This window comes from Thermochromatium tepidum ATCC 43061 (genome assembly GCF_009664085.1).
Classification (GTDB): domain Bacteria; phylum Pseudomonadota; class Gammaproteobacteria; order Chromatiales; family Chromatiaceae; genus Thermochromatium; species Thermochromatium tepidum.
The window spans coordinates 1429751-1456197 of the sequence record NZ_CP039268.1 but is presented as its reverse complement, the minus strand read 5'-3'; the positions used below and the strand labels follow the sequence as shown (position 1 = coordinate 1456197).

The following is a 26447-nucleotide window of genomic DNA, read 5'->3' as shown; positions in this document are numbered from 1 at the left end:
AGGGCTGTCCAGCGCCTCTACTGTCGCGACTACGCGCTGAGGTGGCGCGGGCCTGAGCGCATGAATCTAGATATCCTGGGCGTCATTGCACTGTGCGCCGCGCTCTGGGCCAGTTTTCACCTGATCGCGGGCTATATCGCGCAGCGCCTCCCCTTGGACTGGCTGACCCGCTGGCCGATCATCGGCGCCAGCTATGGCTGGGAAGAGTCTGGACGCTGTTATGAGCGATTGGGAATCCGGGCCTGGAAGGATCGTCTGCCCGAGGCCGGGGGACTGCTGCGCGATGGTTTCCCCAAGCGTCGGCTTGCCTCAGTGGATCCCGAGTATCTCGACCGCTTCGCACGCGAGACCAGCCGCGCCGAGTTCGGACACTGGCTGACCTGGGCGCTGGCGTTGACCTTTTTTCTCTGGACGCCCGCGTGGATGGGCCTGTTCATGGTCGTCTATGGCGGTCTGGTCAACCTGCCCTTCATCCTGGTGCAGCGCTACAACCGCGCCCGTCTGCGCCGCCTCATCACCCGGTCTACACCATTGGCTTGAGTTTGCCAAACACTATCGCTAACCTAGCCTATTTACTTTGAGCTCAAGATCAGGTCATGGTCGCCAAGATCCTCTACGACAAACTCTGGGATTCCCATGTCGTCCGTGTCGATGAGACGGGTACGGCATTGCTCTACATCGATCGCCAGCTGATCCACGAGGTCACCTCACCCCAGGCGTTCGAAGGGCTGCGTCTGGCCGGGCGGCGTCCTTGGCGCCCGAGTGCCAACCTGGCCGTCCCGGATCACAATGTCCCCACCACGGATCGCGCCTCTGGCATCGCCGATCCGATCTCGCGGCTCCAGGTCGAAACGCTCGATGCCAACTGTCGGGAATTCGGGATCACCGAACTGGGGATGGATGACAGTCGCCAAGGGATCGTCCATGTCATGGGTCCCGAACAGGGCTTCACCCTGCCGGGAACCACCATCGTCTGCGGTGATTCGCACACCGCCACCCACGGCGCCTTCGGGGCCCTGGCCTTTGGGATCGGTACCTCCGAGGTCGAGCACGTCCTGGCTACCCAGACCCTGATCCAGCGCAAGTCCAAGTCGATGCTGATCCAGGTCGAAGGCCGACTCGGTGCAGGCGTCACTGCCAAGGACCTCATCCTCGCCATCATCGGCCAGATCGGTACCGCCGGTGGGACCGGCTATGTGATCGAGTTTGGCGGCGAGGCCATCCGCGACCTGTCGATGGAAGGCCGCATGACGGTCTGCAACATGGCGATCGAGGCCGGTGCGCGCGCGGGTCTGATCGGTGTCGACGAGAAGACCATCGACTATCTGCGCGGGCGTCCGTTCGCCCCCCAGGGTGAGCTCTTCGAGCGCGCTGCGGCCCACTGGCGCACCCTGGTCAGTGATCCGGGCGCCGCGTTCGATCGCGTGCTCCATCTCGACGCCGCCAGCATCAAACCCCAAGTCACCTGGGGCACCTCACCTGAGATGGTGGTCGCGATCGACGAGCAGGTGCCGGATCCAGACGCTGAACCCGATCCGGTCCGGGCCGCTGGGATGCGGCGTGCCCTCGAGTACATGGGCCTAACCGCTGGCACACCGATCAGCGCGATCCGTCTGGATAAGGTCTTCATCGGCTCCTGCACCAACTCGCGCATCGAGGACCTGCGCGCCGCGGCCGAGGTCGTCAAGGGGCGCAAGGTCGCCGCCTCGATCAAACAGGCGCTGGTCGTCCCCGGCTCGGGTCTGGTCAAGGAACAGGCCGAGGCCGAGGGGCTGGATCGGATCTTCGTCTCCGCTGGTTTCGAGTGGCGCGAGCCGGGCTGTTCCATGTGTCTGGCGATGAACGCCGATCGGCTAGAGCCGGGTGAGCGCTGCGCCTCGACCTCCAACCGCAACTTTGAGGGTCGCCAGGGCCCGGGCGGGCGGACCCATTTGGTCAGTCCGGCGATGGCCGCCGCCGCTGCCGTGACCGGTCACTTCGTCGATGTGAGGACGCTTTGATGCAGCCATTCGTCAACTTTACCGGCGTCGTCGCCCCGCTCGATCGGGCCAATGTCGACACCGACGCCATCATCCCCAAGCAGTTCCTCAAGAGCATCAAGCGGACCGGATTCGGCCCCTATCTGTTCGACGCGTGGCGCTATCTCGATCACGGCGAGCCGGGCATGGACTGTACTCGACGTCCGCGCAACCCCGAGTTCGTGCTCAACGACCCGCGTTTCGCCCAAGCTGAGATCCTGCTTACGCGCGAAAACTTCGGCTGCGGGTCTTCGCGCGAGCACGCCCCCTGGGCGCTGACCGACTTCGGCATCCGCGTCATCCTGGCGCCGAGCTTCGCTGACATCTTTTTCAATAATTGCTTCAAGAACGGGCTGCTGCCGATCCGGCTGCCTGCCACCGTGATCGACGATCTATTCGTCAAGGCGACCGGGGTCGAACCGCTGCGCATCGCCGTGGATCTCCCGGCCCAGACTCTGACCTTAAGCGACGGCCAGGTCATTGCCTTCGAGATCGACGCCGGCAGCAAGCAGCGCCTGATCGAGGGGCTGGACGACATCGGTCTGACCCTCAAGGAGGCCGACACCATCCGCGCCTACGAAGAACGCCGCCGTCTTGAGGCGCCCTGGCTGTTTGTGATCGGTCACTAGCACTAGAGCGCAGATCGATCAGCCGCCACCAGTGATCGTCAACGTCGCCTCCGTTCCGCAGCGCAGTCCGTTCCGGTATCTGGGCGGCAAGACGTGGTTCGTGCCACCTTTGCGCGACTGGTTGCGTCATCAGCCACGCCGTCCGGCGCTGCTGGTCGAGCCCTTCACGGGCGGCTGGATCGTGTCGCTGACGGTGGCCTTCGAGCAGCTTGCCGACAGGGTGCTGATGGTCGAACTGGACGAGGATGTCGCGGCGGTCTGGCAGTCGATCCAGGACGGCGAAGCTGACTGGCTGGCGGAGCGGATTCTGGCGTTCGAGATGTCGCTGAAAAACGTCACCGACACTCTGGCTCAGGATCCGACGAGCACCCGTGAACGTGCCTTCAGGACGATTCTCCGCAATCGAACATTGCATGGCGGCATCCTGGCGCCCGGCTCCAGATTCATCAAACGCGGTGAATCGGGAAAAGGCATCGGATCGCGCTGGTATCCGACCACACTGGCCAAACGTCTGCGCGACATCGATCAGATCCGGTCGCGCTTGCGTTTCGAGCAGGGTGACGGATTGGCTGTACTCGAACGCTATCGCGATGATCCGAACGTCGTCTTTTTCATCGATCCGCCCTATACGGCAGGCGGCAAAAGAGCCGGCCAGCGTTTGTATCGGCATTTCGAATTGGATCATCAGGCCCTATTCGAGCGATGCGCCCAACTCAAGGGCGAGTTCATCATGACCTATGATCATGCGGAAGAGGTCAAGGCACTGGCGCGGCAATACGGTTTCGTCGCCAAGCCGATTCCGATGAAAAATACCCATCACGCGCCCATGACAGAACTCGTCATTGGGCGCAACCTGGATTGGATGGTCGACATCCGATCCATTGCTGATCAGCCTGCGCGTTATGGCCTGGCGCCACGCGCGCTCTCGCACGCATTGGAGAACAACCATTGAGCAAGAAGATTCTGGTTCTCGCCGGTGACGGCATCGGTCCCGAGATCGTCGCCGAGGCGGTGAAGGTGCTGAAGGCACTGCAAGCCGAGGGTGCCATCGACGTGACGCTCGAAGAGGCGCTGGTCGGCGGCGCGGCCTATGACGCCTATGGCGATCCGCTGCCCGAGGAGACGCTCACCGCCGCCAAGGCGTCGGATGCCGTGCTGCTCGGCGCAGTCGGCGGCCCAAAGTGGGAGCCGCTCCCCATCTCCAAGCGCCCCGAGAAGGGTCTGCTGGGCCTGCGTTCCGGTCTGGGGCTGTTTGCCAACCTGCGCCCGGCCGTGCTCTATCCGCAGCTGATCGCCGCCTCTACCCTCAAGCCCGAGATCGTCTCGGGGCTTGACCTCCTGATCGTGCGTGAGCTCACGGGCGACATCTATTTCGGCCAGCCGCGCGGCGTCGAGACCCTGCCCTCCGGTGAGCGTCGCGGTCTCAACACCATGGTCTATACCGAGTCCGAGATCGAGCGTATCTGTCGCGTCGCCTTCGACATCGCCATGCAGCGCGGCAAGAAGGTGTGTTCGGTCGACAAGGCCAATGTACTCGAATGCACCGAACTCTGGCGCGAGGTCGCGACCAAGACCGCCGCTGACTATCCCGGGCTCCAACTCAGCCACATGTACGTCGACAACGCCGCCATGCAGCTGGTGCGTGCGCCCAAGCAATTCGATGTCATCGTGACCGGTAATCTCTTTGGCGACATCCTCTCCGACTGCGCCGCCATGCTCACCGGTTCGATCGGCATGCTGCCCTCGGCCTCGCTCAACGCACAGGGTCAGGGCATGTACGAACCGATCCACGGTTCAGCCCCTGACATCGCCGGGCGCGGTATCGCCAATCCGCTCGCCACCATCCTCTCGGTGGCCCTGATGCTGCGCCACTCGCTCGGCGCACCCGAGGTCGCCGAGCGCATCGAGACCGCCGTCTCCAAGGTGCTCGACCAGGGCCTGCGCACCGCGGATATCCTGTCCGAAGGCATGCGTCGGGTCGGCACCGCCGAGATGGGTGACGCGGTGGTGGCAGCGCTGTCGGCCTGAACGGTCGGCCAAGAGGCCCAGCGCACGTCATCGCTCGATGATGGCCAAGAGCGGACCGGGTGGCGGCGGGCGGGGGTATCGACGGCATAGAGTCCGTCGTCAAGCCTCCAGGGATGGATTCATGGCGTCCCCTGCCAGCCTCACCCGGTCCGCGTCCCAGGGTCATGCGTCGTGCACAACGAATACAGTTCGAATAACGCTTTGAAGTTTGGTGAGGCATCAAGATGAAGCGGGTTGGTTTCGTCGGCTGGCGCGGTATGGTGGGCTCGGTCCTGATGGAGCGGATGCGCGCCGAGAACGACTTTGCGCGCATCCCAGAGCCGGTCTTTTTCAGTACCTCGCAGGTCGGTCAGCCCGGACCGGACGTCGGCTATGGCGCTTCGCCTCTGCTCGATGCCAACTCGCTGGAGGCCCTGCGCGCGATGGATGTCATCATCACCTGCCAGGGCGGTGACTACACCAAGGCGATCCATCCGCGTCTGCGCGCCAGCGGCTGGGACGGCTACTGGATCGATGCCGCCTCGGCACTGCGCATGGAGCCAGACGCGACCATCATCCTCGACCCGGTCAACCGTCCAGTGATCGATGCCGCCCTGGACGCCGGCAAGCGCGACTTCATCGGCGGCAACTGCACCGTGAGCCTGATGCTGATGGCCATCGGCGGGCTGTTTCGCGCGGGTCTGGTCGAGTGGGTCAGCGCCATGACCTACCAGGCCGCCTCGGGCGCCGGCGCCCAGGCCATGCGCGAGCTGCTCGTGCAGATGGGCGCGCTGCACGGCTCGGTCGCCTCACTCCTGTCCGATCCGGCTGCAGCGATCCTCGACGTCGACCGGCGCGTGACTGAGACGCTCCGTGATCGTTCATTCCCCACCGCGAGCCTTGGCGCCCCGCTTGCAGCCAGTCTCATCCCCTGGATCGATACCCAACTTGAGAATGGCCAGAGTCGGGAGGAGTGGAAAGGACAGGCCGAGACGAATAAAATCCTTGGCCGGACCGACCAACAGATCCCAATCGATGGAATCTGTGTACGTATCTGCGCCATGCGCTGTCACAGCCAGGGGCTGACTATCAAGCTCAACCGCGATGTCGCCCTGGACGAGATCGAGTCCCTGATCGTGAGCGCCAACGACTGGGTGCGCGTGGTGCCAAACGAGCGGACGGCCACGATCCATAATCTGTCGCCTGCCACCGTGGCCGGTTCGCTCCTGGTTCCGGTCGGGCGCTTGAGAACGATGAATCTGGGGAGCCGCTACCTGTCCGCCTTCACCGTCGGCGATCAGTTGCTCTGGGGTGCAGCCGAACCCTTGCGACGCATGCTGACGATCCTACTGGATCGCTGATCTTGAAAGGGCGGGCGCGGTTCGTGTGGATGTCTTTCGCTGCCTGGAGCACGAGGGGGGGGGATGACTCGCAAGCTGATGTTGGCGTCCGCCATCGCCGCGGCCCTGACCGGCCATCCGGCCCTTGCGTTGGAGTTGGGCGCCCTGCGCACCGACTCTGCGCTCAATCAGCCATTCCTAGGCGAGATTGATGTCGGTGATGTCAAACCAGATGAAATCGACGCACTGCGCGTCTCCATCGCCTCACCTGAGGCCTTCGAGAAGGCTGGGATCGAGCGCTATCACTTTCTGACTCAGCTGCGCTTCACGCCCGAGGCCACGCCCGATGGCCGTGTGCGGGTGCGCGTCTTTAGTCAGGAGCCGGTACGCGAACCCTACCTAGATTTCCTGGTCCAGGCCGTGTGGCCGCAGGGACGCCTGGTCAAGCAATACACCGTCCTGCTCGATCCACCGCTCCTGACCGAGCGCCGCGCGCCCAATGTCCGGCCAGCCCGCGCCGCAACGGCGGCCAGCGGGTCTGAGCCTGGCCTGCCGCCGGTGGCGAGCGGCCCTGGTGGCTATATCCCGGCCCCGGGTGAGGGTTTTCCGCTCTACATAGGTCCGGTGGGTAACGGCGAGGGGCTTTGGTCCTTGGCTCGCCGGTATGCCCCAGCCGGCGCGACCGACGCCCAGACCGCGATGGCGCTCTATCGCTCCAACCAGGATGCCTTCATTCGGGGCAACATCAATCGTCTGATCGCCGGCAAGACCCTGGTCATCCCTTCCCGCGCCGAGCTCTTCGCGCTGAGCGCCGAAGAGGCCAGACGCGAATTCCAGGCCGCCCTGCGCGGGCATTCCGCTCGGCGTGCGCCGATCACCGACGTCACCCCCGAGACGCTTGCACGCTTGCGTCTTGTGGGCGCAACACCTGGAACCTCAGGCACGATGGCCCCGAGGGCACCGACTGCCGCGGTTGGAGCCGGGACACAGTCCCAGGATGTCCTGCTCGCCATCGAAACCAGCGAGAGTGCGCGCCAGGAGACGCTCGAACTGCGCAATCGCATCCAAGAACTGGAGTCCCAACTGGCCGCACTCCAGTCTCTGCTACAGGTGCGCAATGCCGAACTCGCTCGAGCACAGTCGGTTGAGTCGACCTTGTCCGATGCCAAGCCCGAATCCGGGCTTGGTCTGGAACCGATCGAGACGCCCAAGCCACCCGTGGGACTGCCGGAACCCCTGGTGCAAGAGACGGAACTTCCGGTGCAAGAGACGTCTGAGACGCTCGAACCAGTCTCAGCTGAGACTGGGTCATCCGATCTGGGATCGCCTCCGACCGAGGACGCATCGGCGACGCGCGAACCTGAACCCGGTCTAGCATCTGAACACATCCCGGAGCCTACACTCGATCTCGAACCCGCACCCGAATCGGCGGAGTCGGAAACGACGATCGGTCTGGTTCCGGTGCCAATACCGACCGACTCCGAGTCCCAGGTCGCGCCAGAGTCAAGCGCATCGACGTCCAATCCAGCGCCAGTCGCTCGACCGAATGAACCTGAGCCGTTCATTGAGCCCAAGCCAGCGCCCAGCTCGACCTGGCATTCGTTGCTCCTGCCGCTGGCCGGACTTGCCGGTGTAACGGCGCTCGGCATCTTGCTCTTCTCGCTATTGATGGCCCGTCGCCGACAGCAGCAGGCGAGCAGCGCGTCCGAGGACGCGCTCGATTCGGGGCTCGTGCTCGATCTCTACGACACCGCGTCTGCGTCGGAGGGAACTCACGCATCGCCCGAGACCGTCTCGCTCAGCAAGACCGCGCCTGCCTCCCATCCGTCCGACCAGCCCATCTCGACGCCCGCCGCCAAGGATCGCGAGGAGACCAAGGAACAGCCGATATCGGATCTTACGGGTTTCGACGCCGAGACCGACGAGGCCGATGTACTCTCCGAGGCCGACATCTATATCGCCTATGGTCGCTACACTGAGGCGCAGGCACTGCTCGACAAGGAGCTCAAGCGCTATCCGCAACGGCTCGACATCAAATACAAGCTGGCTGAGGCCTTTGCTGCCTCGGGCAATGTCGGGGCATTACGCAATCTGCTCGATGAGATCCGGGCGTCGGGTGGAGACACCGCGGATCCAGCTCAGTGGGAACGGATCCAGCGCAGACTGAGTGAAATCGCGCCGAACGTACCGTTGGCCCCCGCCAGCCCCTCCACCACGCCGGCGTCGCTGGCGGCCGCTGGTGCCGCCGCCGCGGCATCCCAATCCATGCCTGAGCCGGAATCCCGAAGCAAGACCAAATCCGACTCAGATGACGACCTTCGGCTTGATCTGGGCAGTTCCGAACCGCTCGTGTTAGGGGATGCCGGGTCGCGGTCATCGGATGATTCGCTGAGGCTAGAACTCGATTCCGGGCCTACACCTCCGTCCGCTGAAGAGATCGAGCAAGCCATCCAGTTGGAGATAGATTCGATCCTACCCTTGCCCGATGGGCTGGATCTCGATCTGGGGGCCCTTGGCGAGACACCTGCGCCAGCCGCCGATACCCTGGGTCGGGACCTGCCTTCACTCGACGACCGTCAAGATGACTTGAGGCTGGATCTCAAGGGTCAGGACCGTGGCAGCGAACCTCAGAGGTCATCTGAGCCGCCCATTCTCGTCGCCAAACCGTCTGACAAGGCTGGTGAAACCCTGGAGCCCTTGGATGTGGCGGCGCTGTCTTCCGAGTTGGATTCGGGGCTGTCCCCTGAACAAGATAGTGTTCCCTCGGATCTGTTGTCCTCGCAATGGCAGATCGACTCTGGCATCTGGGACGAGACCGCCACCAAGCTCGACCTGGCCCGCGCCTATGTGGAGATGGACGACAAGGACGCAGCGCGCGAGATCCTGGAGGAGGTCCTGGCCGAGGGACGCGAAGAACAGCGCAAGGAGGCCCGCGCCTTGCTGGAGCGTCTGGGGTCATGAATCGCCCGTCTGCGGCTTTGGTTCGATCGCTCGATTCGCGGCGCGCGCGAGTAACAGCCTCTTGAGACCTGGTCGCATCGCCCTGGGTGTCGAGTATGACGGCACCCACTTCCACGGCTGGCAGACGCAACCTGGGGCGCGGACCATACAGTCCGAACTGGAGGCCGCCATTTCGCGGGTTGCCGATCACCCAGTGAGGCTTCACTGTGCCGGGCGCACCGACGCCGGTGTCCATGCGCTCGAACAGGTGGTGCATTTCGAGACCACGGCTAGGCGCAGTGAGCGGTCCTGGGTACTTGGGACCAATGCCAATCTGCCACCCGATATCGGCGTGCGTTGGGCGCATCCGGTCGATGGTCGTTTTCATGCGCGCTTCAGCGCCCAGGCTAGGCACTACCGTTATCAGATCTTGGCACGGCGCACCCGTTCGCCGCTCCAGCGCGATCGTGCCGTCTGGGTGCATGAAGCGCTGGATCTGGAACGGATGCGCGCCGCTGCCATCGCTCTGGTCGGCGAGCATGACTTTTCGAGCTTCCGTGCCCTGTCCTGTCAGGCCAAGAGTCCGATCCGGCGTGTGTTCTATCTGGATCTCAGCGAGCGCGATGGACTGATCACCCTGGCGATCGGTGCCAACGGCTTTCTGCATCACATGGTGCGTAACATCGCTGGGGTGCTGATGGCCATCGGACGCGGCGAGGCCCCGGTGGACTGGACGCGCGAACTGTTGGAGCTCCGCGACCGGCGACTCGGTGGCGTCACCGCGCCGCCGCAGGGGCTCTATTTCGTTCGGGCCGACTATCCAGCCGAGTTCGGTCTGCCCCAGTGCGACTGCACCGATCCGCTCCAGCGTTTGCGGGACGTTTGAGTCGGGATCGTATGAGACGAGGTGACATTCAGCGAACACGGGTCAAGATCTGCGGCCTGACGCGGGTCTCGGATATCGCCGCTGTCGTGGCGGCCGGGGCCGATGCGGTCGGCTTCGTCTTTCATCCCGCCAGTCCGCGCGCGGTCACACCCGAGCAGGCCGCTCAGTTGTGCCGGGCGCTACCGCCGTTTGTCACCGCCGTCGGGCTGTTCGTCGATGCCAGACCCGAGGCCATCGCGGCGACCCTGGAGCAGGTGCCTTTGGATCTGCTCCAATTCCACGGCGACGAGTCACCTGGGTTTTGTTCGGCCTTCGGACGGCGTTGGATCAAGGCGATCCGGATGCGCCCAGAAATCAACCTGGCCGCCGAGCGCGAACGCTTCAGCGGTGCCGATGGTCTGTTGCTCGACGCCTATGAGCCCGGACGCGCCGGTGGCACCGGCCAGTGTTTCGACTGGGCGCGTATCCCGCCCGACCTCGCTTCCGAGATCCTGCTGGCCGGTGGATTGACCCCGGCCAATGTCGCCGAGGCCATCGAACAGGTGCGACCCTATGGAGTCGATGTCAGCGGTGGGGTCGAAACCGCCAAGGGCATCAAGGATCCAGACCTTATTTTCGCTTTCATGCAAGGGGTAAGAGATGGTGATCGACGTCGCAATCAGCCAGGCTGAACGCCTGGATGTATATGACCTGCCGGATGCAACCGGACACTTCGGCCCCTATGGCGGGCGGTTCGTCCCCGAGACACTGATGCATCCGCTCGAAGAGCTGCGACTGGCCTATGAACGCTGCAAGACCGATCCCGCCTTCCAGGCCGAGCTGGATGCGGATCTGCGCGACTATGTCGGTCGGCCATCGCCGCTCTATCATGCCGCGCGCTGGAGCCGCGAGTTGGGTGGGGCCCAGATCTATCTCAAGCGCGAAGATCTCAATCATACGGGCGCGCACAAGGTCAACAACACCATCGGTCAGGCGCTGCTCGCCCGGCGCATGGGCAAGACCCGTCTCATCGCCGAGACCGGCGCTGGTCAGCATGGTGTGGCGACCGCCACGGTCGCTGCGCGTCTGGGGCTGGAGTGCGTGGTCTATATGGGCGAGGTCGATGTCGCACGCCAGGAGGCCAATGTCTATCGGATGCGCCTCCTGGGCGCGAAGGTCGTGCCCGTAACCTCAGGCTCACGCACCCTCAAGGATGCGCTGAACGAGGCCATGCGCGACTGGGTGACCAATGTCGATGATACCTTCTACATCATCGGCACGGTCGCCGGGCCACATCCCTATCCGATGATGGTGCGCGACTTCCAGACCGTGATCGGGCGCGAGGCGCGCGCCCAGATGCTGGAACGCACCGGGCGCCTGCCGGATGCACTGGTGGCCTGTGTCGGCGGTGGCTCGAACGCCATCGGTCTATTCTATCCCTTCATCGCGGACACGGATGTGGCGATCTACGGGGTCGAAGCGGGCGGGGAGGGCATCGAGACCGGCCATCACGCCGCGCCCCTCACCGCCGGGCGTCCGGGTGTGTTGCATGGCAATCGCACCTATCTGATGGAAGACGACGACGGCCAGATCCTCGAGACTCACTCGATCTCGGCCGGGCTCGACTATCCGGGCGTCGGCCCCGAACATGCGTGGCTCAAGGACAGCGGGCGCGCCCAGTATGTCGCCGTCACCGACGAGGAGGCGCTTTCGGCCTTCCATCATCTCACGCGCACCGAGGGCATCATCCCGGCGCTCGAATCGAGCCATGCGCTCGCCTATGCCCACAGGCTCGCGTCCAGCCTGCGTCCCGATCAGAGCATCCTGGTCAATCTCTCCGGTCGCGGAGACAAGGACATGCACACGGTCGCGCGTCACGAGGGCTTGGTCCTATGAGTCGCATCGCACAGCGTTTTGCCCAACTGAAGGCGCAGGGTCGCACCGCGCTCATCCCCTTTGTCACCGCCGGCGATCCGGAGCCGGCGCTCACGGTACCGCTGATGCAGTCCATGGTCGCGGCCGGGGCCGACATCCTCGAACTGGGCGTGCCCTTCTCGGACCCGATGGCCGATGGCCCGGTGATCCAACGCGCGACCGAACGCGCGCTGGCCCAGGGCGTGCGGCTGGCCGAGGTGCTGGAGATGGTGCGCACCTTCCGCGAGCGCGACAGCGAAACGCCCGTGGTGCTCATGGGCTATCTCAATCCGATCGAGCGCCTGGGCTATGCCGCCTTTGCCGAGCGGGCGCAAGCCGCTGGTGTCGATGGCGTTCTGATCGTCGACGTGCCGCCGGAAGAAGGGTCTGATCTGGTCAAGACGCTGAGGGCGCAGGGGCTGGATCTGGTCTATCTGCTGGCGCCGACCTCGACCGAGGAGCGGATCCGGCGGATTGGCGCCCTGGCCTCGGGCTTCGTCTATTACGTCTCGCTCAAGGGCGTGACCGGCGCGGCCAATCTCGACACGGCGGATGTCGCCGAGCATCTTTCGCGCATCCGATCGGCGATCGAGATTCCTGTCGGCGTCGGTTTTGGGGTCAAGGACGCGCAGACGGCGGCGCGCCTGGCCAAGGTCGCCGACGCCGTGATCGTTGGCAGTGCCATCGTCGCGCGGATCGAGGCGCTCGCCGCGACGCCCGAGCGCATCGCCGAGACGGTAGCGACCTTCCTCACCGAGTTGCGCACGGCGATCGACGGGGTGCGCTGATCGTCAACCCACACTGTAACCTAGGTCCAGAGCACACCAACGACGATGCAAGAATCCACCAAACTGAAGGTTCAGGCCCAGGCCACCGCCACCATGAAACAGGCGATGGACAAGGGCAAGAGCTGGTTCGAGAAGCTCATCCCAGACCGCATCCGCATCGATTCCAGCACCAAGCGCGCCGTACCCGAGGGTGTCTGGGTCAAGTGCCCGGGCTGTGGTGCCATCCTCTATCGTGCCGAGCTCGAGCGCAATCTCGAGGTCTGTCCCAAGTGTGGCCATCACAATCGGATCGGCGCACGCCGACGCCTGGAGGCCTTTCTCGATCCCGAGGGTCGCGAGGAGATCGGCGCGAATCTCGAGTCGCTCGATCCTCTCAAGTTCAAGGATCTCAAAAAATACAAGGACCGTCTCGCGGCAGCCCAGAAGGAATCCTCCGAGAAGGAGGCGCTGATCGTGATGCGCGGCCGGCTCAAGGAGATGCCCATCGTGGCGGCGGCCTTCGAGTTCAGGTTCATGGGCGGGTCCATGGGGTCGGTGGTCGGTGAGCGCTTCGTGCGCGGTGTGGCGGCGGCGCTCCAGCAGGGCTCGCCCTATGTCTGCTTCTCGGCGAGCGGCGGGGCGCGGATGCAGGAGAGTCTGTTCTCGCTGATGCAGATGGCCAAGACCAGCGCGGCCCTGGCGCGGATGCGCGAGCGCGGTCTGCCCTTCATCTCGGTGATGACGGATCCGACCATGGGTGGGGTCTCGGCCAGTCTGGCGATGCTGGGCGATCTCAATATCGCCGAACCCAATGCCCTGATCGGCTTCGCCGGACCGCGCGTCATCGAGCAGACGGTGCGCGAGCAGTTGCCCGAAGGCTTTCAGCGCAGCGAGTTCCTGCTGGAGAAGGGGGCGCTCGACATGATCATCGACCGACGCGACCTGCGGGAGCGGCTGGCCGATCTACTGGCCTTGCTCATGCACCGTCCGCGTTACTGCCGGACCGTGGTGCCGGTCTGAGCGCAGACGCGACAACGGGTATGGTGCGTTTCACGACGCTCGACGACTGGCTGGTCTGGCAGTCGAACCTGCATCCGCGCCGGATGGATCTTGGGCTGGAGCGGGTCGGCGCGGTGTGGGCGCGGCTGGCCCCAGAGGGCGGGCGGCTGCCCTGTCCGGTGATCACGGTCGGCGGCACCAATGGCAAGGGCTCGACGGTGGCCATGATCGAGGCGATGGCGCTCGCCGCCGGCTATCACTGTGGGGTCTATACCTCGCCGCATCTGTGCCGCTACAACGAGCGGGTACGGCTTGACGGCGTGCCGGTTGCGGATGAGGCACTGTGCGAGTCCTTCGCGCGCATCGACCGGGCGCGTGGAGAGATTTCGCTGACCTATTTCGAGTTCGGTACGCTGGCGGCGCTCGACCGCTTCGCCCGCGCCCGTCCCGATCTCGTCGTGCTGGAGGTCGGGCTCGGCGGGCGGCTGGATGCGGTCAATCTGATCGACGCCGAGGTCTCCGTCGTGACCAGCATCGGGCTGGACCATACCGACTGGCTGGGCGAGGACCTGGAGTCGATCGCGCGCGAGAAGGCCGGGATCTTCCGTGCCGGACGTCCGGCGATCATCGGTCAGCGCGACGCCCCCGAGACACTGCGTGCCGAGGCGACCCGTATCGGGGCACTCCCGCTCCAGCTCGGGCGTGAGCTCGATCATGCACCGACCGCCGAGGGCTGGGTCTGGACCGGTCCCGATGGACAGCGGCTGGCGCTCCCCGTCCCGGCGCTGCGCGGTCCGTTCCAGCTCGACAATGCCACAGCCGCCATTGCGGCTTTGCAGGCACTGCGCGAACAGCTCCCGGTTCCGGTCAATGCCATCCGCGCCGGTCTGCAACGGGTGCGTCTGCCCGGACGCTTCCAGGTCATGTCGGGCGACATCACCTGGATCCTGGACGTGGCCCACAATGGCGAGGCAGCCACCGCCCTGGCCGCCAATCTGCGCGCCTTCGCCTGTCCTGGACGCCTGCGCGCGGTGCTTGCGGTGTTGGCCGACAAGAGCCCCGAGCGACTCGTCGCGCCGCTGCGCGACCTCGTGAACGACTGGTATCTGGCTCAGAGCGAGGATGCGCGCGCCCTGCCGGTCAGAACGTTGAGCGAACGCCTGGATGGGCTGATCGGTGCTCACAGGCGCGGCGCCTTCGGGTCTGTCGCCGACGCGATCGGAGCCGCGCTGGCCGAATCCATGCCCGGTGATGCGCTGCTCATCCTCGGGTCGTTCACGACAGTCGGGCAGGCGCTTCGCCATCCCGCCTGCCCAGCATAGTTGGATATTCGATGGGACTGCCGGCTTCAGTCGCTATTCAGCGAGGGGCGTTCAGGGCATAGGGCGCCGGGTCGAGGATCGGCTCGCGGTCGAGTATCAGATCGACCATCAGCCGTGCCGAGGCCGGCCCCATGACCAGGCCGTTGCGGAAGTGACCGGCATTGAAATACAACCCCTCGATCCCTGGATAGGCACCGATATAGGGGATCCCGCGTGGCGAACCGGGGCGCAGCCCCGCCCAGTGATCCTCGATCGGCGTGCGCCGGAGCACGGGGAAGAGTTCGATGGCCTCGTGGTAGAGTGCCTCCTTGTCCTCGGCCGTGGTGCGCTTGACGAATCCAGTGTGTTCGAGCGTGCTACCGAACAGCACGCGCCCATCGCGACGCGGGATGGCATAGCGACCGGCGTAGAGGGTGATGTGATGGATCTGACCTGGCTTGGCGTGGAACAACAGCATCTGACCCCGGACTGGCTGGATGGTGGGCGGCGCGCCGAGTTGTTCGAGCAGCTTGGCGGTCCAGGCGCCAGCGCAGATGACGACATCCCCGGCCTCGACCCGACCCTTGGGTGTGCGCACGCCCCGCACGCGATCGCCGTCGATCAGTAGTTCAATCACCTCCTCGCGCTCGCGCAGATCGATGCGCCTTTCGAGTGCGCGCCGGATCGCTTTCGACAATCGGGGTGGGCGTAGCTGAGCGATGCCGGGCAGGTGCAGGGCGCGCGCCAAATGCGGACCCAACTCGGGTTCGATCACGTGTGGGGGCGGATCCTGGATGACTTCAATCGGCTGACCATGGCGCACGCCCCAGTCGAGCGCCTGGTCGAGATCCTCATCATCCAGGACCAGCAGTCCGCTGACCGTAAACTCGGGGTCGATCCCGGTCGACTCCAGGAGCTGCGCGGTCAACACGGGATAGAGGTCCTGACTCCAACGTGCGAGCGACGTGATCGGCTCGGGGGCGCGCCAGGGATAGAGTGGTGAGAGGATGCCGCCGCTCGCCCAGGATGACTCGCGCCCGGTCTCGCCCATCTCGATCAGCGTGACCTTGGCACCCGACAGTTGTAGCTCGCGCGCAGTCAGCAGACCGATGATACCGCCACCGATGACCAAAACATCCCGCATCAGGTTTCCTCCATCGCTCGGGTTCGTTAGGAGTCTTGCGCCAGTTCGCGCGGCAGGGCAAAGACGACCTGCTCGCGGATGCCATCCTGCTCAATGACCTCGCCGGCCCCCCACTCCTTGAGTTGGGCGATCACGCGCTCGACCAGGATCTCAGGGGCGGAGGCGCCGGCCGTGACGCCGATGCGCGCGCGACCGTCCAGCCAGTCACGCTGGATGTCTTCGGGTCCATCGATCAGATAGGCGCTACAGCCCTGTCTCTCGGCCAGCTCGCGTAGCCGGTTGGAGTTGGAACTGTTCGGTGAGCCGACCACCAACATCAGGTCGCAGCGCTGGGCCAGGTCACGGACGGCGTCCTGGCGATTCTGGGTGGCGTAGCAGATATCGCTCTTCTTCGGACCCTGGATCGCCGGGAAGCGGGCCTGGAGGGCGGCGATGATCTCGCGGCTGTCGTCTATCGACAGTGTGGTCTGGGTGACATAGGCCAGCCGTTCTGGATCGGCGACGACCAGTGATTCGACATCGGCGGCCTTCTCGACCAGATGCATGGCGGCGCCGTCGATGGACTCGACGAACTGGCCGAGCGTGCCCTCGACCTCGGGATGACCGCGATGACCGATGAGGATGACACTCACCCCGTTCTTACAGTGGCGCGCGACCTCCAGATGGACCTTGGTGACGAGCGGGCAGGTGGCGTCGAACACCCGCAGACCGCGGGCCTCAGCCGCCTGACGCACGCCCTGGGGCACGCCGTGGGCGCTGAAGATCAGGGTCGCGTTGTCCGGCACCTCGTCGAGTTCCTCGATGAAGATGGCGCCGCGTTCGCGCAGTCCGTCGACGACAAAACGGTTGTGGACGACTTCGTGGCGGACATAGATGGGCGCGCCATAGCGTTCGAGGACGCGCTCGACGATGGCGATGGCACGGTCGACACCGGCGCAGAAGCCGCGTGGGTTGGCCAGTTCGATGGAGAGTGCGTGTTGGTTCGAGGTCATGGTCGTCAAGGATAGGCGGTGCTGTCGGATTGAAACAGAGAGCCAAAGTAGGGTTTTGTGAGCCTTGGCTGGGTTCCTGCCGGGGGTAGGCGGCTTGAATAGTGACCGGCATCGGGGGGACGCCGTGGATACATCCCTAGAGGCTCGAGGACCGCAATGCGGTCGATGCCCCTGACGCCGGTCCACTAAGCCGTGACGTCCGCGCGCGCTGAGATGTCGGGCTTAGATGGCGCGTGCGAGTGCGGCGGCTTCGCCGATGTAGCTTGCAGGCGTCAGGGCCTTGAGTTCGGCCTTGGCTGAGTCCGGGATTTCCAGGGTGTCGACGAAGGCGGTCAGGGCTTCGGCGCTGATGCGACGCCCGCGCGTCAGTTCCTTGAGCCGTTCGTAGGGCTGCTCGACGCCGTGGCGACGCATGACGGTCTGGATCGGCTCGGCCAGCACTTCCCAGTTGGCGTCGAGATCGGCGGTCAGACGCTCGGGGTCGGCCTCCAGCTTGCCCAAGCCCTTCTGGATCGACTGGAACGCGATGCTAAGATGCGCCAGGCCCACACCCAGATTGCGCAGCACTGTCGAGTCGGTGAGATCGCGCTGCCAACGCGAGATCGGCAGTTTGGACGAGAAATATCCGAAGAGGGCATTCGCCAGACCCAGGTTACCCTCGGCGTTTTCAAAGTCGATCGGATTGACCTTGTGCGGCATGGTCGAGGAGCCGACCTCGCCGGCAATGGTGCGTTGTCTGAAATAACCGAGCGAGATATAGCCCCAAAGATCGCGACAGAGATCGATCAAGATGGTGTTGAAGCGGGCAAGTCCATCACAGAGTTCGGCCAGATAGTCGTGCGGCTCGATCTGGGTGGTGTAGGGGTTCCAGTTCAGCCCCAGGGATTCGACGAATGACTGGGCCAAAGCGGGCCAATCGACCTCGGGATAGGCGACTCGATGCGCGTTGTAGTTGCCGACCGCGCCATTGATCTTGCCGAGCAAGGCGACCTCGGCCACCTGGGCGCGCTGCGCGCGCAGACGATGGACCACATTGGCCAGTTCCTTGCCGAGTGTGGTCGGGGTCGCCGACTGACCATGGGTGCGCGACAGCATCGGCTGATCGGCATAGCGATGCGCGAGGGCGCGGATCGCCTCGATCAGGGCGTCCATCTGGGGCAGCAACACCCGCTCGCGCGCGGCCCGCACCATCAGGCCGTAGGCGAGGTTGTTGATGTCCTCCGAGGTACAGGCAAAATGGACGAACTCGGCGACGGCGCTCAGTTCAGCGTTTCCAGCGATGCGCTCCTTGATGAAATACTCGACCGCCTTGACGTCGTGATTGGTGGTGCGTTCGATCTCCTTGATCCGCTCGGCGTCGGTGAGACCGAATTCGGCAAGGATCTGATCGAGCCACCTGTTGGCCGAGTCGGAGAAGGGCGGCACCTCAGGGATCCCCGGATGGGCGGCGAGCGCCTGGAGCCAGCGCAGCTCGACCAGGACCCGATGCTGGATGAGTCCGTACTCGCTGAAGATCGCGCGTAGCTCTGCGGTGCGGGCCGCGTAGCGGCCATCTACAGGTGAGATCGCGGTGAGCGTGGAAAGCGGCATCGACATAGTCTATGTTCCAATCGAGGACCCTGAATGAAGACGGGCAATGGAGTAGGTGACGGGGTCACCGCCGCCCTCTCACACCACCGGGCATGCGGTTTCGCATCCGGCAGTTCATTGAACACACGGGGGTCGTTGCGTCCACCTCAGCACCACCGGGGCTTTGCCCTGTTTGGCGCGGGCATCCACCTTCCATGAATCTTCTGCCTTCATCGACAGGCGCCTAGGCGAGCCCTAGCGCGCCGGGACTGGTGCACCATAAAAAAGGCGCCGCATCCTTAAGATGCGGCGCCTTTTTGGAATCACCCGTGATGGGTGAAGGCAGAAGGATTGGTGCCGAGGAGAGGACTCGAACCTCCACGAACTTTCGCCCACATGGACCTGAACCATGCGCGTCTACCAATTCCGCCACCTCGGCAGTCACTGTTTGCGTCGGCCTTCGCCCGTGCCCCCAGTGGAGACGTGGATAATAGTTGAGACAGAATGACCCTGTCAAGGGTACACTAGTGACTTTATCCGCCACGACGCTTTCATAGTGACCAGACGCCGACCAGCCACACCCGCCAAGGGCGCCGACCCCCATCGCCAACGCGAGGCGCGCAAGTATGCCAACCCCATCCCGAGCCGGGAGTTCATCCTCGAGACCCTGGCCAACCACGGCGCGCCGCTTGCGTTCGATGAGATCGCCTCTGCGCTTGCCCTCTCCGATGAACAGGACCTGATCGCACTCGAACGTCGTCTCGCGGCCATGGTCCGTGACGGCCAGCTAGTCCGCAATCGCAATCACGCCTTCTGTCAGGTCAACAGCCGCGACCTGATCGCCGGGCGCGTCATCGGTCATCCCGATGGCTTCGGCTTTGTACGACCCGACGAGGGCGGGGACGATCTCTATCTCTATCCCAAGGAGATGCGCGCGCTCTTCCACGGCGATCGCGTAGTGGTGCGGGTGACCGGACGCGACCGGCGCGGACGACTCGAGGGGGCGGTGGTCGAGATCCTGGAGCGCAATACCCACAGTGTGGTGGGACGACTCTATAAAGAAAGCGGTGTCGGCTTCGTGGTCCCGGATCACAAGCGGCTCATCCACGACATCGTCATCCCCAGCGATCGGCTCGCCGGTGCCGAGCAGGGGCAGATCGTGGTGGCCGAGATCACGGATCAGCCGACCTCACGGACCCCGCCGATCGGACGCATCCGCGAGGTACTGGGTGATCATCTGGCTCCAGGCATGGAGACCGACATCGCCATCCGCACCCATAACCTGCCGGTCGAGTGGCCAGAGGCGGTCCTGGCTGAGATCGCGGGTCTGACCGAAGAGGTGCCTGAGGCGGCCAAGGCCGGGCGGGTGGATCTGCGTCGCTTGCCCCTGGTGACGATCGATGGTGCCGATGCGCGCGACTTCGACGATGCCGTCTATTGCGAGCGCAAACCCAAGGGCTGGAAGCTCCTGGTCTGTATCGCCGATGTCTCCAGCTATGTGCGCCCCGGCACCGCGCTCGACCGCGAGGCGTTTTCACGCGGCAACTCGGTCTATTTCCCCGACCGCGTCATCCCGATGTTGCCCGAGGTGCTCTCGAATGGGCTCTGTTCGCTCAACCCGCATGTCGATCGACTGTGCATGACGGCCGAGCTCTATGTGAACCTTGAGGGCCAGGTCACACGAACCCGTTTCTTCGAGGCGGTCATGCGTTCGCGGGCGCGACTGACCTATGATGAGGTCGCGGCCATGCTGATCGACGGCGATGGCGAGCTATGCGCGCGCTACGCCGATCTCCTGCCGCATCTGCATGAGCTCTATCAGCTCTATCAGGCACTCCGTGCGGCGCGCGCCGCGCGTGGGGCGATCGACTTCGACACCACTGAAACCAAGTTCCTGTTCAATGCCCAGGGTCGGATCGAATCCGTGGTGCCGCTGGTGCGCAACGATGCCCATCGGCTGATCGAGGAGTGCATGCTGGCGGCCAATGTCGCCGCCGCGCGCCTGTTCCAGCGCAAGCGGCTGCCGGCCATCTATCGCATCCATGACCTGCCAAGCCAAGAGAAACTCAATGACCTGCGCGAATTCCTGGCGCAGCTGGCGCTGAAGCTCCCGGGTGGCGAGAGGCCGACAGCGGCGGACTATGCCGCACTGCTGGAGCAGGTCAAGGGGCGTCCCGATCGGCATCTGATCCAGACCGTGCTGCTGCGCTCGCTGCAGCAGGCCATGTACAGCACCGATAATGTCGGTCACTTCGGTCTGGCCTTCGACGCCTATACGCACTTCACCTCACCGATCCGGCGCTATCCGGATCTGGTCGTGCATCGACTCATCAAGCACCTGAGCGCCGGCGGCACAGCCGCGGATCTCGACTACACCAAGACCGAGCTGCAACAAATCGCCGAGTGGTGCTCGGGCACCGAGCGCCGCGCCGACGAGGCCACACGCGACGCTGAAGACTGGCTCAAGTGCGAGTTCATGCAGGACAAACTCGGCGAGACCTTCGAGGGCACCATCACCAGCGTCAATTCCTTCGGCCTCTTCGTCGAACTCGACGAGGTCCATGTCGATGGGTTGGTGCACATCACGGCGCTCGACAACGACTTCTATCACTTTAACCCCATTGGTCACTATCTGCATGGTGAGCGCACTGGCATGGTCTATCGTCTTGGCGATCGGCTGTGGGTGCGGGTGGCCGCCGTCGATCTGGATGAACGCAAGATCGATTTCGTGCTCGCCGAGCCGATGGCCAAGACCAGACGCAGTCGCAAGGCTGGATCAGCAGGCGCGCGTCCGGCGGCGGAAGCCTCCGCTCAGTCCGGCAAGACAGGCCAGTCCGCCCCGCCTAGATCCAAGCGGTCGCGTTCGCGCTCCAAGCGCAAGCGTTCGTCCAACGCCTTGAAGCACGATGACTGAGCGCGCGCCTGTCGGGGGGATTCATAGCGTCCGTGCCGCCCTGAAGTTCGGTATCGAGGGGGTCGAGGAGGTCTGGCTGGAGCGGACGCGACGCGACAGGCGTCTGAATGAACTGGCCGAGTTGGTGCGCGCGACCGGTATCCGGGTGCGTCAGGTCGAGCGCGCGGAGTTGGAACGCGCTGCCGCCGGGATCAAGCATCAGGGCGTGCTGGCCTGGGTCCGGGTGCCGACCGCGCGCAGCGAGTCCGACCTAATGGCATTGCTCGATCGACTCGAGGTGCCACCATTCCTGCTACTCTTGGACGAGATCCAGGATCCGCACAATCTCGGCGCCTGTCTGCGCACCGCCGAGGCGGCTGGCGTCCAGGCCGTCATCGCCCCCAAGGACAACGCCGTCGGGCTGACCCCCGTGGTGTGCAAGGTCGCAAGCGGTGCTGCCGCGACCCTGCCCTATGTCCAGGTCACAAATCTGGCGCGGGTCATGGAGAGGCTCAAGGAGCGCGGGATCTGGTTGATCGGCACGGCGGGTGAGGCGAGCGACGAGCTCTACCGCGCTGATCTGACTGGCCCCCTGGGCCTGGTGATGGGGGCCGAGGGCCGTGGACTGCGCCGTCTGACCCGCGAACGCTGTGATCGTCTGGTGCGTCTGCCGATGTGCGGCCAGGTCGAGAGCCTGAACGTCTCGGTCGCCGCCGGAGTTTGTCTCTATGAGGCCCTACGTCAGCGACGGAGCTTGCCGTTTTCCGATCCACATCACTTCAGCTAAAGAGCAACCGCCGATGCTTGTCCTCCGTGGCGCGCCCGCCTTCTCTGAACTCCGTCTCAAGCGACTCGCCGACCGGCTGAGCCGTCTGACCGGCGTCTCCATCCAACCCTATGCCGAGCATGTGCATTTCGCTCAGCTGAGGGCTGAACTCGATGCCAAGGCGCGCGCGATCCTGGAGTCGCTATTGCGCTATGGTCCGAGCCTGCCGGTCCAGGCGCCTAGGGGGCGCTTGGTGCTGGTGATGCCGCGACCAGGGACCATCTCGCCCTGGTCGTCCAAGGCGACCGATATCGCCCATAACTGCGGTCTGCAGGCGATCCTCCGCCTGGAGCGCGGCATCGTCTATTACCTGACCGGCGCATCGACCGAGCTTGCAGACCAGGTGCTTGAGGCTGCGCTGCCCCTGCTCTACGACCGCATGACCCAGGTGGTCTGCTTCGACCTGGATGCAGCCAGCCAACTCTTTGCCGCCGCCGAGCCGCGTCCGCTCAACCGGATCGATATCCTCGGCGGCGGACGTGCCGCGCTCGAGTCAGCCGATCGCGAACTGGGTCTGGCCCTCTCCGGCGACGAGATCGACTATCTGGTCGCGAACTTCAGCGCACTCGGACGCAATCCGACCGATGTCGAGCTGATGATGTTTGCCCAGGCCAATTCCGAGCACTGTCGGCACAAGATCTTCAATGCCGACTGGGTGATCGACGGCGAGCCGCAGACCCATTCGCTGTTTGCCATGATCCGCCATACCACCGAGCGCTCGCCCGCAGGTGTGCTCTCGGCCTACCAGGACAATGCCGCGGTGATCCAGGGTTGGGAGGGGCGGCGCCTCATCCCCTGTCCCGAGACCGGCGTCTATGGCGAATCTGAGGAGCCCATCCATCTCCTGATGAAGGTCGAGACCCACAATCACCCGACCGCCATCGCCCCGGATCCGGGTGCGGCCACGGGTGCCGGCGGTGAGATCCGCGACGAGGCGGCGACCGGTCGCGGGGCCAAGCCCAAGGCCGGTCTGTGCGGATTCTCGGTGTCTAACCTGCGCCTCCCCGGCTTCGAGCAACCCTGGGAGGTCGATTACGGGAGGCCGGGGCGCATCGCCTCGGCGCTCGAGATCATGCTCGAGGGCCCGATCGGTGCAGCGTCCTTCAACAACGAATTTGGAAGGCCCAATCTGTGCGGCTACTTCCGCACCTACGAGCAGGCGATCCCAGGCCCGGACGGGAGTCAAGAACTGCGTGGCTATCACAAACCGATCATGCTCGCCGGCGGTCTGGGCAACATCCGCGATGAGCATGTCGAGAAGCCTCCCTTCCCGGCAGGCACACCCCTGGTCGTGCTCGGTGGACCGGCGATGCTGATCGGTCTCGGCGGCGGTGCGGCCTCCAGCCTGGCCTCGGGTGCCTCGGACGAAGATCTGGATTTCGCCTCGGTGCAGCGCGCCAACCCCGAGATGCAGCGACGCTGTCAGGAGGTCATCGACCGCTGCTGGGCGCGCGGCGAGGACAACCCGATCCTGTTCATCCACGATGTCGGCGCGGGCGGACTGTCCAATGCCCTGCCCGAGCTGGTGCACGACGGCGGACGTGGCGGACGCTTCGATCTGGCCGCGATCCCGAGCGCCGATCCCTCGCTGTCGCCGATGGAACTCTGGTGCAACGAGTCGCAGGAACGCTATGTGCTGGCGGTCGCCGCCGAGCGGTTGGACGAATTCAAGGCGATCTGTGCGCGCGAGCGCTGCCCCTATGCCGTGGTCGGCACGGCGACTGAGGCCGAACATCTAGTGCTCGAAGATGCCGCGCGCGCTGAGCGTCCGATCGACCTGCCGCTCGCGCTGCTCTTGGGTAAGCCGCCGCGGCTGCGTCGCATGGTCGAGCGTCTGTCGTCACCCCGGGCACCCTTCGATACCCGCGGCCTCGAACTGGGCGAGGCCATCAGGCGCGTACTGCGTCTGCCGACGGTCGCCGACAAGGGCTTCCTCATCACCATCGGTGATCGCAGCATCACCGGCTTGGTTGCACGCGATCAGATGGTCGGCCCCTGGCAGGTCCCAGTCGCCGACTGCGCCCTAACCCTGAGCGATTTTCGCGGCTATACCGGCGAGGCCATGGCCATCGGCGAGCGCACCCCGCTGGCGCTGCTCGATGCCCCGGCCTCGGGACGGATGGCGGTCGCCGAGGCGATCACCAACATCCTCGCCGCCGACATCGAGCAACTGGGCGACATCAAGCTCTCGGCCAACTGGATGGCCGCCGCCGGGCACCCGGGCGAGGACGCGCGGCTGTACGACACCGTGCGTGCCGTTGCACTCGAGCTCTGCCCCGCGCTTGGGATCGCCATCCCGGTCGGTAAAGATTCGCTAAGCATGAAGACGGTCTGGACCACGCCCGAGGGCGAGCGACGCGAGATGGCGGCGCCCTTGTCCTTGATCGTTTCGGCCTTCGCCCCGGTCGCCGACGTGCGCAACACCCTGACCCCTCAGCTGCGCGCCGACCAGGGTGACACGGATCTGATCCTGATCGATCTTGGTTGCGGTCGGAATCGGCTGGGCGGGTCGGCCCTGGCCCAGGTCTACAACCAACTCGGCAGCGAACCGCCGGACCTCGATGACCCTGAGCTGCTCAAGCGCTTCTTCTCCGCGCTTCAGGAATTGCGTGCCGAGGGCCTGATCCTCGCCTATCATGATCGCTCGGATGGTGGACTGCTCGCGACCCTGTGCGAGATGGCCTTCGCCGGGCGCTGTGGAGTGGATATCGATCTAGCCGCGCTCGGTCCGGATCCATTCGCTGCCCTGTTCAACGAGGAGCTTGGCGCGGTCATCCAGGTCCGCCATACCGATACCGACGACGTGCTCCAGATCCTCGAGTATCAGGGTCTGGCCGAGTTCAGCCCGGTGATCGGGCTGCTCGACGACAGCGATCAGATCCGTATCTGTCATCGTTGTCACACCCTGTTTCAGGCCGGGCGCGCCGAGCTCCAACGGCTGTGGTCGGAAACCAGCTATCGCATCCAGTCGCAGCGCGACGATCCCGAGTGCGCGGCCGAGGCCTTCGCCCGGATCTCAGAGCCCGATCCAGGTCTGAATGCGGTCCTGACCTTCGATCCCGAGGATGACATCGCCATGCCCTATATCGAGCGGGGGGTGCGTCCGCCGCTCGCTATCCTGCGCGAGCAGGGGGTCAATGGTCAGATCGAGATGGCCGCCGCCTTCCATGCCGCCGGCTTCGCCTGTGTCGATGTCCATCTGTCCGATATCATCGCCGGACGGGTGGACCTGGCTAACTTCTGCGGGCTAGTGGCCTGTGGTGGCTTTTCCTATGGCGACGTCCTGGGTGCGGGCGAGGGCTGGGCCAAGACCATCCTGTTCAACAGCCGCGCCCGTGATCAGTTCCAGGCCTTCTTCGCGCGGACTGACACCTTTGCGTTCGGGGTCTGCAACGGCTGTCAGATGCTCTCCAATCTGCGCGAGCTGATCCCGGGGGCGGATCACTGGCCGCGTTTCGTGCGTAACCGCTCAGAACAGTTCGAGGCGCGCACCCTGATGGTCCGGGTTGAACCGACCCCATCGGTCCTGCTGACCGGTATGGCCGGGTCGCGGATGCCGATCGCTGTGGCCCATGGCGAGGGTCGGGCAGAGTTCCGCGACCCAGACCATCTGGCAACGGCCGAACCCTGGGTAGTGGTGCGCTATGTCGAGAACGACGGACGGGTCGCCGAACGCTATCCGGCCAATCCCAACGGCTCGCCCAACGGCATCGCTGGACTGACCACCACCGATGGGCGGGTCACCATCCTGATGCCGCATCCCGAACGCGTCTTTCGGACGGTCCAACACTCCTGGCACCCGGACGATTGGGGACAGGACGGTCCCTGGATGCGGCTGTTCCGGAATGCCCGGGTCTGGGTTGGCTGATTGGGGGGCACGGCGGGGCTTGCCAGGCCCTGCTGATCCGGCTATCATCCGACCCTCATTTGGGCGCATAGCTCAGCGGGAGAGCACTGCTTTCACACGGCAGGGGTCGGTGGTTCGATCCCACCTGCGCCCACCATTTCAGGTCAAGCGGTTAGCGCCCTAGCCTGGTCGCCAGGCCGACACCTTCCAAGACTGCGCCCCCACCGGGCGCACCAAAGAACACGGCTTAGACGGGAGACCATCTAAGCCGTTGTTTTTTGGTGGGCCGTGTAGGATTCGAACCTACGACCAAGGGATTATGAGTCCCCCGCACTCACCGCTGTGCTAACGGCCCCAAGACCAGTAACAGATTGTTGCGCCTTCCCTGGCGCCAAG

At 64.7% G+C, this 26447-nt stretch carries 19 protein-coding genes and 3 tRNA genes; 17 read left to right on the top strand and 5 right to left on the bottom strand.

Features of this window, described 5'->3' with window-relative positions; translation table 11 throughout:
• Positions 1 to 60 precede the first annotated feature (60 nt).
• The 13 genes from E6P07_RS06670 to folC all read left to right on the top strand — a co-directional run bounded on the left by E6P07_RS06670 (position 61) and on the right by folC (position 14801).
• Entirely contained in the window at positions 61 to 540 is a 480-nt protein-coding gene (locus E6P07_RS06670) for a glycosyl-4,4'-diaponeurosporenoate acyltransferase CrtO family protein (RefSeq protein WP_153974887.1), read from the top strand.
• Between the two features lie 56 nt (positions 541 to 596).
• On the top strand, positions 597 to 2000 hold the full coding sequence (gene leuC / locus E6P07_RS06665; protein WP_153974886.1) for a 3-isopropylmalate dehydratase large subunit: 1404 nt from the start codon (positions 597 to 599) through the stop codon (positions 1998 to 2000).
• Positions 2000 to 2647, top strand: coding sequence for a 3-isopropylmalate dehydratase small subunit (gene leuD, locus E6P07_RS06660; protein ID WP_153974885.1), 648 nt, complete (start codon positions 2000 to 2002; stop codon positions 2645 to 2647). Before leuC ends, leuD begins: the two co-directional genes overlap by 1 nt.
• 31 nt (positions 2648 to 2678) lie before the next feature.
• Positions 2679 to 3599: a DNA adenine methylase gene (locus E6P07_RS06655; RefSeq protein ID WP_211363174.1), complete on the top strand. Its 921-nt coding sequence runs from the start codon at positions 2679 to 2681 to the stop codon at positions 3597 to 3599.
• Complete coding sequence (leuB, locus tag E6P07_RS06650) at positions 3596 to 4675, top strand: 3-isopropylmalate dehydrogenase (RefSeq protein ID WP_153974883.1); 1080 nt, start codon at positions 3596 to 3598, stop codon at positions 4673 to 4675. Before E6P07_RS06655 ends, leuB begins: the two co-directional genes overlap by 4 nt.
• Before the next feature lie 224 nt (positions 4676 to 4899).
• Positions 4900 to 6015, top strand: a complete 1116-nt coding sequence (gene asd / locus E6P07_RS06645; RefSeq protein WP_153974882.1) for an aspartate-semialdehyde dehydrogenase — start codon at positions 4900 to 4902, stop codon at positions 6013 to 6015.
• A gap of 63 nt (positions 6016 to 6078) precedes the next feature.
• Complete coding sequence (locus E6P07_RS06640; RefSeq protein ID WP_153974881.1) at positions 6079 to 8955, top strand: FimV/HubP family polar landmark protein; 2877 nt, start codon at positions 6079 to 6081, stop codon at positions 8953 to 8955.
• 61 nt (positions 8956 to 9016) lie between these two features.
• Positions 9017 to 9820, top strand: coding sequence for a tRNA pseudouridine(38-40) synthase TruA (truA, locus tag E6P07_RS06635; RefSeq protein ID WP_153974880.1), 804 nt, complete (start codon positions 9017 to 9019; stop codon positions 9818 to 9820).
• An 11-nt stretch (positions 9821 to 9831) separates the two neighbouring features.
• The gene (locus E6P07_RS06630; RefSeq protein WP_153974879.1) at positions 9832 to 10491 is read left to right on the top strand and encodes a phosphoribosylanthranilate isomerase; all 660 of its coding nucleotides are present in this window, start codon (positions 9832 to 9834) and stop codon (positions 10489 to 10491) included.
• Positions 10466 to 11695 carry a tryptophan synthase subunit beta gene (trpB, locus tag E6P07_RS06625; RefSeq protein WP_246172992.1) on the top strand — a complete coding sequence of 410 codons (1230 nt, stop codon included), beginning with the start codon at positions 10466 to 10468 and terminating at the stop codon, positions 11693 to 11695. Before E6P07_RS06630 ends, trpB begins: the two co-directional genes overlap by 26 nt.
• On the top strand, positions 11692 to 12501 hold the full coding sequence (gene trpA, locus E6P07_RS06620; protein ID WP_153974877.1) for a tryptophan synthase subunit alpha: 810 nt from the start codon (positions 11692 to 11694) through the stop codon (positions 12499 to 12501). The genes trpB and trpA overlap by 4 nt, the downstream gene beginning before the upstream one ends.
• A gap of 105 nt (positions 12502 to 12606) precedes the next feature.
• Entirely contained in the window at positions 12607 to 13500 is an 894-nt protein-coding gene (gene accD / locus E6P07_RS06615; RefSeq protein ID WP_153976166.1) for an acetyl-CoA carboxylase, carboxyltransferase subunit beta, read from the top strand.
• A 20-nt stretch (positions 13501 to 13520) separates the two neighbouring features.
• The gene (folC, locus tag E6P07_RS06610; RefSeq protein ID WP_153974876.1) at positions 13521 to 14801 is read left to right on the top strand and encodes a bifunctional tetrahydrofolate synthase/dihydrofolate synthase; all 1281 of its coding nucleotides are present in this window, start codon (positions 13521 to 13523) and stop codon (positions 14799 to 14801) included.
• A 37-nt stretch (positions 14802 to 14838) separates the two neighbouring features.
• Here folC and thiO read toward each other — a convergent pair whose 3' ends face one another.
• From thiO to E6P07_RS06590, 4 genes are all read right to left on the bottom strand, one after another.
• Positions 14839 to 15924: a glycine oxidase ThiO gene (gene thiO, locus E6P07_RS06605; protein ID WP_153974875.1), complete on the bottom strand. Its 1086-nt coding sequence runs from the start codon at positions 15922 to 15924 to the stop codon at positions 14839 to 14841.
• Between the two features lie 26 nt (positions 15925 to 15950).
• Positions 15951 to 16916, bottom strand: a complete 966-nt coding sequence (gene ispH / locus E6P07_RS06600; RefSeq protein ID WP_153974874.1) for a 4-hydroxy-3-methylbut-2-enyl diphosphate reductase — start codon at positions 16914 to 16916, stop codon at positions 15951 to 15953.
• 222 nt (positions 16917 to 17138) lie between these two features.
• The gene (purB, locus tag E6P07_RS06595; RefSeq protein ID WP_153974873.1) at positions 17139 to 18506 is read right to left on the bottom strand and encodes an adenylosuccinate lyase; all 1368 of its coding nucleotides are present in this window, start codon (positions 18504 to 18506) and stop codon (positions 17139 to 17141) included.
• A 331-nt stretch (positions 18507 to 18837) separates the two neighbouring features.
• Positions 18838 to 18924: transfer RNA gene (locus E6P07_RS06590), tRNA-Leu, on the bottom strand.
• Positions 18925 to 19041: 117 nt separating this feature from the next.
• Here E6P07_RS06590 and rnr point away from each other — a divergent pair.
• From rnr to E6P07_RS06570, 4 genes are all read left to right on the top strand, one after another.
• A complete protein-coding gene (gene rnr, locus E6P07_RS06585) occupies positions 19042 to 21399 on the top strand; it encodes a ribonuclease R (protein ID WP_153974872.1) in 2358 nt (785 codons plus the stop codon).
• The gene (gene rlmB / locus E6P07_RS06580; protein WP_153974871.1) at positions 21392 to 22165 is read left to right on the top strand and encodes a 23S rRNA (guanosine(2251)-2'-O)-methyltransferase RlmB; all 774 of its coding nucleotides are present in this window, start codon (positions 21392 to 21394) and stop codon (positions 22163 to 22165) included. Before rnr ends, rlmB begins: the two co-directional genes overlap by 8 nt.
• A 13-nt stretch (positions 22166 to 22178) precedes the next feature.
• The gene (gene purL / locus E6P07_RS06575) at positions 22179 to 26072 is read left to right on the top strand and encodes a phosphoribosylformylglycinamidine synthase (protein ID WP_153974870.1); all 3894 of its coding nucleotides are present in this window, start codon (positions 22179 to 22181) and stop codon (positions 26070 to 26072) included.
• 61 nt (positions 26073 to 26133) lie between these two features.
• Positions 26134 to 26208 (top strand) — tRNA-Val (locus tag E6P07_RS06570).
• Positions 26209 to 26330: 122 nt separating this feature from the next.
• Here the strand turns inward: E6P07_RS06570 and E6P07_RS06565 are convergent.
• Positions 26331 to 26406: transfer RNA gene (locus tag E6P07_RS06565), tRNA-Ile, on the bottom strand.
• Positions 26407 to 26447: the final 41 nt, after the last annotated feature.

Coding starts and splice junctions, on each gene's coding strand:
- E6P07_RS06670 (WP_153974887.1), top strand. CDS start 61: ATGAATCTAGATATCCTGGGCGTCATTGCACTGTGCGCCGCGCTCTGG.
- leuC (WP_153974886.1), top strand. CDS start 597: ATGGTCGCCAAGATCCTCTACGACAAACTCTGGGATTCCCATGTCGTC.
- leuD (WP_153974885.1), top strand. CDS start 2,000: ATGCAGCCATTCGTCAACTTTACCGGCGTCGTCGCCCCGCTCGATCGG.
- asd (WP_153974882.1), top strand. CDS start 4,900: ATGAAGCGGGTTGGTTTCGTCGGCTGGCGCGGTATGGTGGGCTCGGTC.
- E6P07_RS06640 (WP_153974881.1), top strand. CDS start 6,079: ATGACTCGCAAGCTGATGTTGGCGTCCGCCATCGCCGCGGCCCTGACC.
- E6P07_RS06630 (WP_153974879.1), top strand. CDS start 9,832: ATGAGACGAGGTGACATTCAGCGAACACGGGTCAAGATCTGCGGCCTG.
- trpA (WP_153974877.1), top strand. CDS start 11,692: ATGAGTCGCATCGCACAGCGTTTTGCCCAACTGAAGGCGCAGGGTCGC.
- accD (WP_153976166.1), top strand. CDS start 12,607: ATGGACAAGGGCAAGAGCTGGTTCGAGAAGCTCATCCCAGACCGCATC.
- folC (WP_153974876.1), top strand. CDS start 13,521: ATGGTGCGTTTCACGACGCTCGACGACTGGCTGGTCTGGCAGTCGAAC.
- thiO (WP_153974875.1), bottom strand. CDS start 15,924: ATGCGGGATGTTTTGGTCATCGGTGGCGGTATCATCGGTCTGCTGACT.
- ispH (WP_153974874.1), bottom strand. CDS start 16,916: ATGACCTCGAACCAACACGCACTCTCCATCGAACTGGCCAACCCACGC.
- purB (WP_153974873.1), bottom strand. CDS start 18,506: ATGCCGCTTTCCACGCTCACCGCGATCTCACCTGTAGATGGCCGCTAC.
- rlmB (WP_153974871.1), top strand. CDS start 21,392: ATGACTGAGCGCGCGCCTGTCGGGGGGATTCATAGCGTCCGTGCCGCC.
- purL (WP_153974870.1), top strand. CDS start 22,179: ATGCTTGTCCTCCGTGGCGCGCCCGCCTTCTCTGAACTCCGTCTCAAG.